The 11,889-nt window shown below is 64.0% G+C and carries 15 protein-coding genes; 9 read left to right on the top strand and 6 right to left on the bottom strand.

All coding sequences use genetic code 11. The features are described from left to right. Positions 1-30 precede the first annotated feature (30 nt). A complete protein-coding gene (locus Q390_RS17675; protein WP_051603071.1) occupies positions 31-771 on the top strand; it encodes a CBS domain-containing protein in 741 nt (246 codons plus the stop codon). 49 nt (positions 772-820) lie between these two features. On the opposite strand, the gene ispH is transcribed toward Q390_RS17675, so the two are convergent. Next, positions 821-1,816: a 4-hydroxy-3-methylbut-2-enyl diphosphate reductase gene (gene ispH / locus Q390_RS0105690; protein ID WP_027995192.1), complete on the bottom strand. Its 996-nt coding sequence runs from the start codon at positions 1,814-1,816 to the stop codon at positions 821-823. Beyond that, entirely contained in the window at positions 1,813-2,256 is a 444-nt protein-coding gene (locus tag Q390_RS0105685) for an FKBP-type peptidyl-prolyl cis-trans isomerase (protein ID WP_037472288.1), read from the bottom strand. The genes ispH and Q390_RS0105685 overlap by 4 nt, the downstream gene beginning before the upstream one ends. Before the next feature lie 57 nt (positions 2,257-2,313). Here Q390_RS0105685 and radC point away from each other — a divergent pair, with 57 nt between their 5' ends. Together radC and Q390_RS0105675 are read left to right on the top strand one after the other, a co-directional pair. Continuing rightward, positions 2,314-3,012 (top strand): RadC family protein, encoded by a 699-nt coding sequence (gene radC / locus Q390_RS0105680; protein WP_027995191.1) that lies wholly within the window; start codon positions 2,314-2,316, stop codon positions 3,010-3,012. Between the two features lie 266 nt (positions 3,013-3,278). Then, entirely contained in the window at positions 3,279-3,935 is a 657-nt protein-coding gene (locus tag Q390_RS0105675) for a Smr/MutS family protein (protein WP_027995190.1), read from the top strand. A gap of 49 nt (positions 3,936-3,984) precedes the next feature. Here the strand turns inward: Q390_RS0105675 and Q390_RS19040 are convergent, their stop codons facing one another. After that, on the bottom strand, positions 3,985-4,437 hold the full coding sequence (locus Q390_RS19040) for a hypothetical protein (RefSeq protein ID WP_211250419.1): 453 nt from the start codon (positions 4,435-4,437) through the stop codon (positions 3,985-3,987). Positions 4,438-4,469: 32 nt separating this feature from the next. Here Q390_RS19040 and Q390_RS19875 point away from each other — a divergent pair, with 32 nt between their 5' ends. Genes Q390_RS19875 through Q390_RS17665 form a run of 4 tightly spaced genes read left to right on the top strand, consistent with a single transcriptional unit; the run spans position 4,470 to position 6,214 of the window. After that, the gene (locus tag Q390_RS19875; protein WP_156949837.1) at positions 4,470-4,622 is read left to right on the top strand and encodes a hypothetical protein; all 153 of its coding nucleotides are present in this window, start codon (positions 4,470-4,472) and stop codon (positions 4,620-4,622) included. A 48-nt stretch (positions 4,623-4,670) separates the two neighbouring features. Continuing rightward, a complete protein-coding gene (gene sdhC / locus Q390_RS0105660; protein WP_027995189.1) occupies positions 4,671-5,063 on the top strand; it encodes a succinate dehydrogenase, cytochrome b556 subunit in 393 nt (130 codons plus the stop codon). Beyond that, the gene (sdhD, locus tag Q390_RS0105655) at positions 5,060-5,425 is read left to right on the top strand and encodes a succinate dehydrogenase, hydrophobic membrane anchor protein (protein ID WP_084153790.1); all 366 of its coding nucleotides are present in this window, start codon (positions 5,060-5,062) and stop codon (positions 5,423-5,425) included. The genes sdhC and sdhD overlap by 4 nt, the downstream gene beginning before the upstream one ends. Positions 5,426-5,473: 48 nt before the next feature. Then, complete coding sequence (locus Q390_RS17665; protein ID WP_051603069.1) at positions 5,474-6,214, top strand: succinate dehydrogenase iron-sulfur subunit; 741 nt, start codon at positions 5,474-5,476, stop codon at positions 6,212-6,214. A gap of 6 nt (positions 6,215-6,220) precedes the next feature. On the opposite strand, the gene Q390_RS0105645 is transcribed toward Q390_RS17665, so the two are convergent. Both Q390_RS0105645 and Q390_RS0105640 read right to left on the bottom strand, forming a co-directional pair. Next, positions 6,221-7,321, bottom strand: coding sequence for a M48 family metalloprotease (locus Q390_RS0105645; protein ID WP_027995187.1), 1,101 nt, complete (start codon positions 7,319-7,321; stop codon positions 6,221-6,223). A gap of 9 nt (positions 7,322-7,330) precedes the next feature. After that, positions 7,331-7,924 (bottom strand): LemA family protein, encoded by a 594-nt coding sequence (locus tag Q390_RS0105640; RefSeq protein ID WP_027995186.1) that lies wholly within the window; start codon positions 7,922-7,924, stop codon positions 7,331-7,333. Positions 7,925-8,143: 219 nt separating this feature from the next. On the opposite strand from Q390_RS0105640, the gene Q390_RS17660 reads away from it, so the two are divergent. Both Q390_RS17660 and Q390_RS0105630 read left to right on the top strand, forming a co-directional pair. Further along, positions 8,144-10,279: an AAA family ATPase gene (locus tag Q390_RS17660; RefSeq protein WP_051603068.1), complete on the top strand. Its 2,136-nt coding sequence runs from the start codon at positions 8,144-8,146 to the stop codon at positions 10,277-10,279. Positions 10,280-10,331: 52 nt separating this feature from the next. Further along, on the top strand, positions 10,332-11,348 hold the full coding sequence (locus Q390_RS0105630) for a helix-turn-helix transcriptional regulator (protein ID WP_027995185.1): 1,017 nt from the start codon (positions 10,332-10,334) through the stop codon (positions 11,346-11,348). A 27-nt stretch (positions 11,349-11,375) separates the two neighbouring features. On the opposite strand, the gene Q390_RS0105625 is transcribed toward Q390_RS0105630, so the two are convergent. Further along, positions 11,376-11,819, bottom strand: a complete 444-nt coding sequence (locus Q390_RS0105625; protein ID WP_051603067.1) for a group II truncated hemoglobin — start codon at positions 11,817-11,819, stop codon at positions 11,376-11,378. Between the last annotated feature and the right edge of the window lie 70 nt (positions 11,820-11,889).

The raw sequence follows: 11,889 nt of genomic DNA, 5'->3' as shown, positions 1-11,889 counted from the left end.
TGACCTTGGCCCTGATGTGGGAGGTTCACCATGTTTTTTGTTTTTGGCCCCTCGGGGCAGATGTTTCGCGGCGGCCCTGACGCCCTGATGCAAGTGGCACCGGTGCGTCGGGTGGCGCGCACCCAGGCGCTGCACACGCGCAGCGTGGGTTCGCCGCAGGACGAACCGGTGCAGGTGCAGCTGCCGCCAGCCAACCGCCCCCCCGAGCCGATCAGTCCGCGCGTACAAGACGCCGTCTCGGCCTACGTTCAAACCGCGCAAGGGCCGCAAGAGCGCCAGAAACTGACCCGCGTGCGCGATGTGATGAGTACCGGCGTGCTGACCGTGCCGCCCGAGGTGCGCGTCAACGACGCATGGCACACGCTGGCGCAGTACCACGTTGCGCAGGCGCCGGTGGTCAACGCGATGGGCTTGGTGGTGGGAATGCTGCTGCGCGCCGACATGGCGCCACTGGATTTGCTGCCCGAACCCGGCGCAGTGCAGGCAGCGATCGAACTGGCCGGACGCCCCGTGTCTGAAGTGATGGTCAGCCCCGTGCCGACCGTGTCTGCGGACACCGAGTTGCGCCGCGTGGCACGGGTGCTGCTGGATGCCGACTTGCCGGGCCTGCCGGTGACGGACGAGTTTGGCGCGCTGTCGGGCTTTATCTCGCGCAACGACATCTTGCAGGCCGTGGCCGCCGACCCGCCGCTGGACATTTGGAGCGGCGGTCGGCCGGTTGTAGGCTACGCCGAGCGGCGCAGAAATGCGCCACGATTTGAGGTCAAATAGCCTCTAGCCCTTATGCAGCAAGCGCTACCAGCTATTGTAAAAATAGCGTTTAGTGGCTTGCGCTGCCGGTCTCTGGGCTGCGCTGCGACAGCTCCAGGCCGGTGGCAGCATCGATCTTGAGTCCCTTGGGCAGCGGAAACTTGATGGTTTCTTCGATGCCGTCCATAGTGCGCACCGACACCGCGCCCAGCGCCTTGATGCGCTCAATCACTTGGCGCACCAAGATTTCTGGGGCGGAGGCGCCCGCCGTCAGGCCGACGCGGGCGATACCGGTAAACCACTCAGGGCGCAGTTCATCGGCGCTATCGACCATGTAGGCAGTGGTGCCCAGCTTGTCCGCCAACTCGCGCAGGCGGTTGCTGTTGGAGCTGGTGGGGCTGCCGACGACGACGACCAAATCGACCTGCGGGCTCATCAGCTTGACGGCATCTTGGCGGTTTTGCGTGGCGTAACAAATGTCTTGCTGTTTGGGCTCGCGCACGCTCGGAAAGCGCGCGCGCACGGCCGCCATGATCTCGGCGGCATCGTCCACGCTGAGCGTAGTTTGCGTGACCACCGCCAGCCGCTCGGTCTGCAGCGGCTTGACCAACGCCACGCCGGCCACGTCTTCCACCAAGTGAATACCGTGGTCCAGCTGGCCCATGGTGCCTTCGACTTCCGGGTGGCCCTTGTGGCCGATCATGATGAATTCGTAACCCTCTTGGGCCAACTTGGCGACTTCGACATGCACCTTGGTGACCAGCGGGCAGGTGGCATCAAAGATGCTAAAACCGCGCGCCTGGGCCTCCAGTTGCACCGCTTTGCTGACGCCGTGGGCGCTGAACACCAAGGTAGCGCCGGGCGGCACGTCGCTGAGTTCTTCGATAAAAATCGCGCCCTTGGCCTTCAGGTCGTTGACCACATAGGTGTTGTGGACGATTTCGTGGCGCACGTAGATCGGGGCGCCAAATTTTTCCAGCGCGCGCTCGACAATCTCGATCGCCCGATCAACGCCGGCGCAAAAACCGCGTGGTGCGGCCAACAAAACTTCTTGCGGGTGCTTCACAGCGCGCCGATCACATGCACCTCAAACGTCACCGGCTGGCCCGCCAGCGGGTGGTTGAAGTCAAAGCGCACCGCGCCGTCCTCGCGCACCTCGATCACCGAGCCGGCGTAGCTGCCCTGGCCGTCGGGCGTGGGAAAGGTAGCGACATCACCCAGCTGGTATGGCTCGTCGGGATCGCCCAATTCATTGAGCATCTGGCGTGCCACCCACTGCTGCATCTCGGCGTTGCGTGGGCCAAAGGCCTCGCCAGCGGCCAGATCGAAGGTGGCGTGTGCGCCGTCCTCCAGGCCCAGCAAACGCTGCTCTAGCGCTGGCGACAGCTCGCCATTGCCCAGCGTCAGCGTGGCCGGTTTGTCGTTAAAAGTGTTGATCACGTCGCCAGCGGGGCCGGCCAGACGGTAATGCAGGGTCAAAAATGAACCCGGTTGAACAGTTGTCATGGATGCCTCTATAAACTCGCGCCATTTTACGGTTGGACTTTTGCCCCCTGCCCCACCATGTCCCTGAAAGACCTTCCCACCGACGCGCAGCCGCGCGAAAAGCTGCTGGCACGCGGCCCGGCGGCGCTGGCCGATGCCGAGCTGCTGGCCATCTTGCTGCGCACTGGCATTGTGGGCAAAGGCGTGCTGCAATTGGCGCAAGAGTTGCTCGATCCGCCGGCCAACGACGGTTCAGGTGGCTTTGGCGGCATTGCCGGACTGCTACAGGCCAGCAGCGACGACCTGGCCCGCATCAAAGGCCTCGGCCCCGCCAAGTGCGCCGAGCTGATCGCCGTGATGGAACTGGCGCGGCGCGCACTGGCGCAGCAGCTGCGCACGCGCGAGGCGTTTGACTCGCCCGACGCCGTCAAGCACTACCTGCAACTGCATTTGGCGCACAAGAGGCACGAGGTGTTTGCCGTGCTGTTTTTGGACAGCCAACACCGGCTGATCGCACTCGAAGAACTGTTTCGCGGCACGCTGACGCAAACCAGCGTGTACCCGCGTGAAGTGGTGCTGCGCGCGTTGCACCACCACGCCAGCGCCGTGGTCCTGGCGCACAACCACCCCAGCGGCAGTGTGCAACCCAGCCGCGCTGATGAGGTGCTGACACAGACGCTCAAAAGCACCCTGGCGCTGGTGGACGTGCGCGTGCTCGACCACATCATCGTGGCACCAGGGCAGGCGCTGTCGATGGCTGAACAGGGGTTGGTGTGATGCCGCCGCCACAACTGCCCGCCGCCCTGTCAGGCGCACTGGCCACGGCGCTGCTGCGCGCCAGCGCCAGCGCCGCAGCGCCTGACGCCAATGCCTCGCAACCGTTCCCTGCCGCCGCTGAGACGCCCCGAACGCTGCGACGCGCAGTCGCCACCGCACGCTACGCCGCCCAACAAGCACGCCGCACCCTGGGGCCGCGCACCGTCGCACCCAGCCTCCCCCCCACCCCAGCCAAACCCCGGCGCAGCGCCGCCGCACCGCGCCGTATCAGCCTGCGCGTGCACGATTTGCAAGATCTGGCCGGCGTGGCGCAGCGCTTGCGCGAAGAACAGGAACGCGCCGACGCACAAGCCAAAGCGCAGCGCGAAGCCGCTGCACGGCTACAGGCTGAACGGCAATTGTTCACCCGCAGCATCGGCGCCATCACACCGCTGCGCAGCCGCAATCTGATCGACACGGCACCCGAACGGACGCTGCCACTGCCGGTGCAACACTGGTTAGACGAAGAACGGGTGCTACGCGAATCCATCAGCGACGACTTTGATGTCAGCACCCTGCTCGACACCGACGACCAGCTGAGTTTTCGCCGACCGGGCATCGGCGCGGAGATCACCCACCGCCTGCGCGCCGGGCACTGGAGCATCCAGCGCCAGCTCGACCTGCACGGCCTGCGCGTCGATGAAGCGCGCGAGGCACTGGGCCAGTTCATCCGCCAAGCCAACAAACTCGGCGTACGCTGCGTGCGTGTGGTGCATGGCAAGGGACTGGGATCGCCTGGCAAGGCGCCGGTGCTCAAAGGCCGGGTGCAACGCTGGCTGGTACAAAAAAACGAGGTACTGGCCTTTGTCCAAGCGCGCCCAATGGACGGCGGCGCGGGCGCTTTGCTGGTGCTGTTGCAGCCGATGGCGCAAGGTCGCTATTGATGGCAGCAGTCAAATCAGCCTGTAGGACTCGCCCATCAAGCGCTTTAAGCTATTGATTTTGATGCAAATCATCCTCGGACACCTTGTCTGGAGACGGCGCCAGACAGCCTTGCAAACGCCGTGACCGCTGTGCCAGGTGCTCCATCTGAGCGGCAGCCTGGGCTGTCAATCGGTGCTCGACGCCAGGCCGCGGAAAAATCGATGCTGCAATGTCGCGTACCAGCTCCAGTTGCCGCTCCGGTGCATTGGCCAGCAGGGCTACCACCAGATTTTCCAGGGCGATCACGCGAATCTGCAGCTGCACCAATTCGGCGTTGCTGAGCGGCAGCACCTCTTGTGGCTGTAGTGCGTTTTCCAGGTTTTTTGATACAGGGGCCGGCATAAGCTGACTTTCAAAAAAATGGCAGGACAAACTGATACCTGCATTCTGGCAAGAATCCACACCGTTTTTGCCTTTTGACCCGGCACTATGGGTGATTGACCTACAAATTTGGGGCGGCATAGTCCGGACACTGGATGGCTGGGAGAGCATCCATGAACACCACACGGGTCACCCATCTCAGTCCCGTCACGCGCTCGCGGCTGGTCACGGTCAACGCACGCAATGCTCTGCGCGCTCTGGTGGCCGCGGGACAGTACGAGCAGTCGCAGCTGTTCGCCTATGTGATGGGCGTGGGTTATCACTGAGCCCGCACTTGTTCGATCTTTTCATCCTTTGACATGGCGAGGTTGATGATGCAAAAACCGCCCACGCGCATCCTGCCACGCCCGATGTTCCTGAATCTGCTGCAGATCCGAATGCCGGTCGGCGCCATCACTTCCATCCTGCACCGCCTGAGCGGGGTTTTGCTGGCCGTCGGGGTGCCGCTGTGCCTCACCCTGCTGTGGCGCTCGCTCGATAGCGAAGCAGGGTTTGCACAGGTCATGGCACTGCTGCACCACCGAATTTTTCAGGGCATGGTGATCGTGCTGGTATGGGCTTTGGCACACCACCTGTTGGCCGGGGTGCGCCACATGCTGACTGACATCAACATCGGCTCGACCCTGCACACCGCCCGGCGCAGCGCTTGGACCGTCAACATGGCCGGCGCGCTGGTGGCCTTGCTGGCGCTGGGAGCTTTGCCATGACACCCCGGCCCATGACGCGCTCGGCCCGCTCTGGCCCCACCGGCCTGCCTGCCTGGCTGGTGCAACGCGCCAGTGCGCTGTACCTGCTGCTGTTCGTGGTGTTTCTGCTCGGCTTCTTTGTTGTGCACCCGCTGCACTCGTACGCCGAGTGGAAAAGCTGGGTGGCACGCCCTGCCATCACGTTGGCGCTAGCGGTATTTTTTGCTGCGCTGCTGTCGCACATGTGGGTCGGACTGCGCGATGTGCTGCTGGATTACGCACGCCCCGCCGGTCTACAAAAGACCTTGCTGTGGCTGGTGGCGCTGGGGCTGTGCGCCTGCGCTGTCAGCGTCGCCTGGTTGCTGGCAATCCAGCACGCCTGAACACCTTCAAGCACACCAACATCTGTCATCAGGTGATCGGAGACCGCCATGAAATTTTCCATCTCGCGCTACAACCCCGATACAGACGACAAACCGTACCTGCAGGACTACGAGATCGACCTCCTCCCCAGCGACCGGATGCTGCTGGACGTGCTGCTGCGCCTCAAGGCGCAAGACCCCACCCTGTCAATGCGCAAATCCTGCCGCGAAGGCGTGTGCGGCTCAGATGCCATGAACATCAACGGGCGCAATGGCCTGGCCTGCATTACGCGCGTGCGCGACCTCAAAGAATCGGTGGTATTGCGGCCGCTGCCCAGTTTTCCGATCGTGCGCGACCTGATCGTTGACATGACCAACTTCTTCCAGCAGTACCACTCGATCAAGCCCTATCTGATCAACGACCAGCCGCCGCCCGAGAAAGAGCGCCTGCAGTCGCCAGCAGAGCGCGAAAAACTCAATGGCGCTTATGAGTGCATCTTGTGCGCCTGCTGCAGCAGCCAGTGCCCGTCGTTCTGGTGGAACCCGAACAAGTTCGTCGGGCCGGCCGGCCTGATCCAGGCCTATCGCTTCATCTTCGACAGCCGCGACACCGCCACCGAGGCACGGCTGGACGACCTGAGCGGCGCCTACCGGCTGTTTCGCTGCCGCACCATCATGAATTGCTCGGAGGTGTGTCCCAAAGGGCTGGAGCCGTCACACGCCATTGAAATGATCCGGCTGAAGATGCTCAAAGACCCCGGCGACAGCGGCGCACTGCCGACGCATTCCGTCTCGCCGGCGGGCAAATAAGGCGCTTCAAAGAAAGCGCGCAAACGGGTCGGCCTGCGACGCCAGCGACGCCGCTCCCGGCACGGCGATCCCAACTGTGGCGGCGCGCTCATAGGCCGGCTCCGGCGTATCCGGCACCGGCACCAAAGGCAGCGGCGACATCATCCGGCCATAGATGCGCTGCACGCGCACTTCCAGCGGCGGGTGGCTGTCCAGACGGCGCTCCAACGCGCTGTGCTGGGTCGCATCGACCAGCAGCAGATGCTGCAACGCCGGGTGCGACAAGTTGCCGTAGTGGCTGCGCTCGGGGGCTTGCGCGGTACTGCGCCGTTGTGCCATCACTTTGCGCAGCACGCCGCCCAAGCCGTCGCGGCTGCGCGTCCATTGCACGGCGCGCGCGTCGGCCAGAAATTCTCGCTGGCGTGACACCGCCGCCTTGAGCAGCCGCCCGGTCAGCCAGCCGGCCAAGCCGGCCAGCATGATGGCCGAGCCAAACCACCAGGCCAAGCCACCGCGCTCACGCACTGCTTCGCCAAAGTGGTACACCAGCTCCAGCCCGAACACCATGCCGCCCAGGCGCATGTTCAGGCGCGTATCACCCTCATGCAGGTGGCTCAGTTCATGTGCCACCATGCCTTGCAACTCGTCGCGGGTCAGCCATTGCAGTGCACCCTCGGTGACGGCCACCACCGCATCGGCCTCGTCCCAGCCGGCGGCAAAGGCGTTGATGGCGTCAGTGCGCGGCAGCACCATCACCTGTGGGCGCCGCATGTGGGCGGCAATGCACAGTTCATCGACAATGTTGCACAGGCGCTGCTCGGCGTGCGACAGCGCGGGCCGTGCTGCGCGCGCGCCCATGCGCTGCGCCAGCAGGAAGCCACCGGCGCGCAAGTTGGCGGTCTCCACCCACCAACCGCCCAGCACCAGCAGCAGCGACACACCGATATTGGTCACCAAAAATCCAGCCGGAAAACCCAGGTGCACCGGCAACACCGCGGCCATCAGCCACCACGCCAACACCAGCGCGCTGTGGACACCAGCCACCAACAGCAGCACCGCCAGCGCAAACACCCGCAGCAGGCGGCGTGTCTGGCGGCGCGCGCTGATCTGGTGGTCCCAGAACTTCATCGGGCGCGGTTAAAACTGCACTTGGGGCGCAGTGCGCTCTTGCTCGTTTTGTGTCGCTTGCAGCATCGGCGCTGGCGCAAAGCCCAGCAGGCGCGCCACGAGCAGCGCCGGAAACTGCAGCGCCGCATTGTTGAATTCCAGCGCCTGGTCGTTGAACGCCTGGCGTGCAAAACCGAGGCGGTTTTCAGTGCTGGTCAACGCTTCCGACAGCGACTGCAGGGTGGCGTCGGCCTTGAGGTCGGGATACGCCTCGGCCACCACCATCAGCCGCCCCAGACTGGCGCCCAGAGTCTGCTCGGCTACCGCCAGCGCACCCACCGCCGCCGGGCTGGTCGGCGCAGCACGCGCCGCTTGGGCAGCGCCCTGCGCCTGACCGCGTGCGGCAATCACTGCCTGAAGCGTCGATGCCTCATGCTGCAGATAACCACGTGCCACTTCCACCAAGTTCGGCACCAGATCGTGGCGGCGCTTGAGCTGCACATCGATCTGGCCGAAAGCGTTGGTAATGCGGTTGCGCAACTGCACCAGCCGGTTGTAAACCGCCACCGCCCACAGCAGCACCCCGGCCCACAGGCCCACCAGCATCCAAGCGGTTATCGACATGTCGTGTTTCCTTTGGTGTGATGGCTGCGTATCTTAGGGGAAAGGCCGGCAAACAGGTCTCTGTTAAGAGCCTTTCAGGCCTTAAACGCAATATATACATGCGCTTATAGCTCTGTTTTTAATAGCATTAATAAATATTATTAGGCCTCGCTGCCAGCGACACCGGCTGTCGCACCCTGAGCGCACCATGGCGGCATTGCAACGACAGGAGTCTCTCCCATGGCACTTGCCCATCACCGCCGCGGTCGCCGTTCTGGCACCGTGACCAACACGCTGTCCACTGAATTCACTCCAGAAATTGGCGCCCCCATCGCATGTTTGTGGATCTTGCGTTTGCTCAGCCGGGGTGGGGCCCAGATGATGAGAAAGATCAGCGACCACACCGCACTGGTGCAGCACTTGGGCGTGCCAGTGCAGGCCGCCCCAGACGAGGACCCGGACGCCGAGGCAGACAACGAACCCCTCGCTCCCGACCTGACTCCGTCCTTGATTCGCCGCCTGCTGCACAGCGCCGAGGCCGACGCTGCCAGCCACACCCTGCCCGAGCCTTTGGCCAGCAACATCAGCGCCCTGACCAAAGAGTTGGGGCTGGACCACACCGCCGCGCAGGTGCTGGCGTTTTGCGTGCTGCTGGCCAACGACAGCCAGTTGGAGGAGTGCTTCTGCGCCGTGGGCGACCTGAGCGACAACCGCGCCCTGTCGATACTGGAGCATCTGCTGGGCGTACCCGTGCTGCAGCTGCGCAGCACGGTGGCGCACCAAAGCCCATTGCACCGCAGCGGTCTGCTGCGCATGGACCACAACAACCATTTCATGAACAGCAAGTTCGATTTGTTGACGACGGAGTTTGCCGCCCGCATGGTGCACCACCCGATGGCACCGATCGAGGTGCTGCGCGGCCTGATCCACCTGGCCCCAGCTGGGCTGCTGCAAAGCACGGACTACGCCCACATCACTGCCGATTTGCAGGTCTTGGAGCCTTATTTGCAACACGCACTGGACGTGCAGCGCAGCGGCGTCAACGCCTTTATTTACGGCCCGCCCGGCATCGGCAAGACGCAGCTGACGCGCCTGCTGGGCGTGCAAATGCCCTGTCCGGTGTACGAGGTGGCCTGCGAGGACACCGATGGCGACCCCATCGACGGCGAGCGTCGGCTGCGCGCCTGGCAGGTGGCACAGATTTTTCTGAAAGGCCAGCGTGCACTGCTGGTGTTTGACGAGGCCGAAGACGTCTTCAACAACGGCGGCGGCCTGTTCTCTGGCCCCAGCACGGCTATCCAACGCAAAGGCTGGATGAACCAGCGGCTGGAAAGCAGCCCGGTGCCCACCGTGTGGCTGTCCAACAGCGGCTCGCCGGACGCAGCCTTCACACGCCGCTTTGACATGGTGTTTGAGCTGGCATCGCCGCCACGCGCGCAGCGCCGCGCTCTGCTGGCCGACGCCGCCGGCGCGCTGTTGGGCGCCCCGGCACTGGAGCGCCTGGCTGGCATCGAAGTGCTGGCCCCGGCCGTGGTCGAGCGCGCCGCCCGCGTAGTGCACACCGTCGCCAGCACCCTGACACCGGCGCAGCACGAACCAGCGCTGCTGCGCCTGATCGACCAGACCTTGTCGGCCCAAGGCCACGGCACGCTGCGCCAGTTGCACAACCACCGCCCCTCGGAGCACTACGACCCGGCGCTGATCAACACCGACCAAGACCCACAGCGGCTGCTGCAAGGGCTGGCGCGCGCCGGCAGTGCCCGCCTGTGTCTGTACGGCGCCCCCGGCACCGGAAAAACTGCTTTTGCGCAGTGGCTGGCCGAGCAGTTGGAGCGCCCGCTGTTGGTCAAGCGCGCCTCGGACCTGCTGTCCAAGTGGGTGGGGCAGGCAGAAAAAAACATTGCCGAGGCCTTTGACAGTGCCCAGCGCGACAACGCGGTGCTGCTGATCGACGAAGTCGACAGCTTTCTACGCGACCGGCGCGGTGCCAAGGCCAGCTGGGAAGTGACGCAGGTGAACGAAATGCTGACGCAGATGGAGCAGTTTGAGGGCCTCTTCATTGCCTCGACTAACCTGATGGACGGCTTTGACCCCGCCGCCCTGCGCCGTTTTGACCTGAAGCTGCGCTTTGACCCGCTGCGCCCCGAGCAGGCCTTAACGCTGCTGCAAAGCCACTGCACTGCGCAAAGCTGGGCACTGCCCGACAGCGCCCTCGCCACGCTGAGCCAACTGCCGCAACTCACCCCCGGCGACTTTGTCGCCGCGATGCGCCAGCACCGCTTTGCCCCGCTGGCCGATACCCAAGCCCTCTTGAAATTGCTGCAAGCCGAATGCGCGCTGAAAGAAGACACCGGACGGCGCATCGGCTTTGTCTGAGTTCTCCGTCCCCCTCCCATCCCACCCTTGCAAGCACCTGCAAACTCCGACCATGGCCCTGCGCAACGACAGTCTCGACACCGCCCTGCTGCTGATGGAAATCCTCAAGCGCATCCCACGCCAGCGCCGCATTACCGCCGCTGACCTACAAAAACAACTGGCCGCGCACGGCTACGACCGCAATATCCGCACCATCCAGCGCCACCTCGACACCCTGAGCACGGCGTTTGGACTGGAGCGCGACGAGCGCAGCAAACCCTTCGGCTACTGCTGGAGGGAGCAGGCACCGGCCCTGTCGCTGCCCAGCCTGACCGCACAGGAGGCACTGCTACTGCAGCTGGCGCATGGGCATCTGCAGGCCCTGTTGCCACCCCGGCTGTTGCGCTCGATGGAACCGTACTTCGAGCAAGCTGGACGCAACCTGGACGCCAGCGCCCACTCTGGCGACGCGCAAGCGCGCAGCGCCCGCCAGTGGCTGCGCAAAGTGCGCGTGGTACCGACCAGTCAGCCGCTGCTGCCACCCAAAATTGATGCCGAAGTGTTTGAAGAAGTCACCACTGCGTTGCAGGACAACCGCTGGCTGCAAGTGCAGTACCGCAACGCCACGCAACAAGAGCGCGATGCCTGCGTGATGCCGCTGGGCCTGGTGCAGCAAGGCACCAGCCTGTATCTGGTGTGCCGCTTCGAGGGTTACCACAACGAGCGCAATCTGGCACTGCACCGCATGGCCGCCGCGCAGGCGCAGTTGCGCAGCTTCAGCTACCCAGACGACTTCGATCTGGCGCGCTACGAGGCCGATGGCCGCTTTGGCTACGGCGACGGCGAGCGCATTCGCCTACGCTTTTGCATTGACAAACAAGCCGGCCTGCACCTGACCGAAGCGCGCCTGTCCGAGGACCAGCGCGTGCAGGAGCACGCCGAGCACTACACCATCAAAGCCACTGTGGTCGATTCGGCCATGCTGACCTGGTGGCTGCGCGGCTTTGGCGAGGACGTGTGGAACGTGCGCCGCAAGGCGGTGCAACAAACACCAAAAACACCTGCAGCAGCCAGTTACCCAGCGATTTAAGCTATGAATAGCTGCATTGAATCCAACTCAGTTATTGCGGTTGCGCATGAAGTCGGCGGTGGTCATGAAGCTTTCCGACAGACGCGTGCGCAGTGGCTCGGGCACGTGGGTCTCGAGCATCGCCTGATCCATGCAGGCCACCCACTGGTCGCGCTCCCGGATGCCGATGGAAAACGGCAAATGGCGACCGCGCAGGCGCGGGTGGCCAAAGCGCTCCTGGTAGTAGTCGGGACCGCCCATCCAGCCGCACAAAAACCAGAACAAATTTTGGCGCGCGTCGTCTAGCGTGTTGCCGTGGCTGGCGCGCAGTTCGGTGTAGCGCGACTCCAGCTCCATCAGGTCATAAAAGCGCGCCACCAGCGCCTGCAAGGCCGGCTCACCGCCGATCAGGGCAAAGGCGCTGTCTTGGGCCGCGGCAGTGGTGGCGGCCGGGGCTACCGGCGGTACGTTGTGTTTGATCGGGCAATTCATGGTCAAAAGTGCTTCAAACGCTTATGCAACAAGCGCTTAAAGCTCTCAAAATAATAGTTTGAACAGACTT

It is taken from the genome of Simplicispira psychrophila DSM 11588 (genome assembly GCF_000688255.1).
Taxonomy (GTDB): domain Bacteria; phylum Pseudomonadota; class Gammaproteobacteria; order Burkholderiales; family Burkholderiaceae_C; genus Simplicispira; species Simplicispira psychrophila.
The sequence above is the reverse complement of the archived record's forward strand: the minus strand, read 5'-3'. Positions and strand labels throughout refer to the sequence as shown.

Coding starts and splice junctions, on each gene's coding strand:
- Q390_RS0105630 (WP_027995185.1), top strand. CDS start 10,332: ATGGCCCTGCGCAACGACAGTCTCGACACCGCCCTGCTGCTGATGGAA.
- Q390_RS0105685 (WP_037472288.1), bottom strand. CDS start 2,256: ATGACAACTGTTCAACCGGGTTCATTTTTGACCCTGCATTACCGTCTG.
- Q390_RS0105645 (WP_027995187.1), bottom strand. CDS start 7,321: ATGAAGTTCTGGGACCACCAGATCAGCGCGCGCCGCCAGACACGCCGC.
- radC (WP_027995191.1), top strand. CDS start 2,314: ATGTCCCTGAAAGACCTTCCCACCGACGCGCAGCCGCGCGAAAAGCTG.
- Q390_RS0105640 (WP_027995186.1), bottom strand. CDS start 7,924: ATGTCGATAACCGCTTGGATGCTGGTGGGCCTGTGGGCCGGGGTGCTG.
- Q390_RS17665 (WP_051603069.1), top strand. CDS start 5,474: ATGAAATTTTCCATCTCGCGCTACAACCCCGATACAGACGACAAACCG.
- Q390_RS0105625 (WP_051603067.1), bottom strand. CDS start 11,819: ATGAATTGCCCGATCAAACACAACGTACCGCCGGTAGCCCCGGCCGCC.
- Q390_RS19040 (WP_211250419.1), bottom strand. CDS start 4,437: ATGCCGCCCCAAATTTGTAGGTCAATCACCCATAGTGCCGGGTCAAAA.
- Q390_RS17660 (WP_051603068.1), top strand. CDS start 8,144: ATGGCACTTGCCCATCACCGCCGCGGTCGCCGTTCTGGCACCGTGACC.
- sdhD (WP_084153790.1), top strand. CDS start 5,060: ATGACACCCCGGCCCATGACGCGCTCGGCCCGCTCTGGCCCCACCGGC.
- Q390_RS17675 (WP_051603071.1), top strand. CDS start 31: ATGTTTTTTGTTTTTGGCCCCTCGGGGCAGATGTTTCGCGGCGGCCCT.
- sdhC (WP_027995189.1), top strand. CDS start 4,671: ATGCAAAAACCGCCCACGCGCATCCTGCCACGCCCGATGTTCCTGAAT.
- Q390_RS19875 (WP_156949837.1), top strand. CDS start 4,470: ATGAACACCACACGGGTCACCCATCTCAGTCCCGTCACGCGCTCGCGG.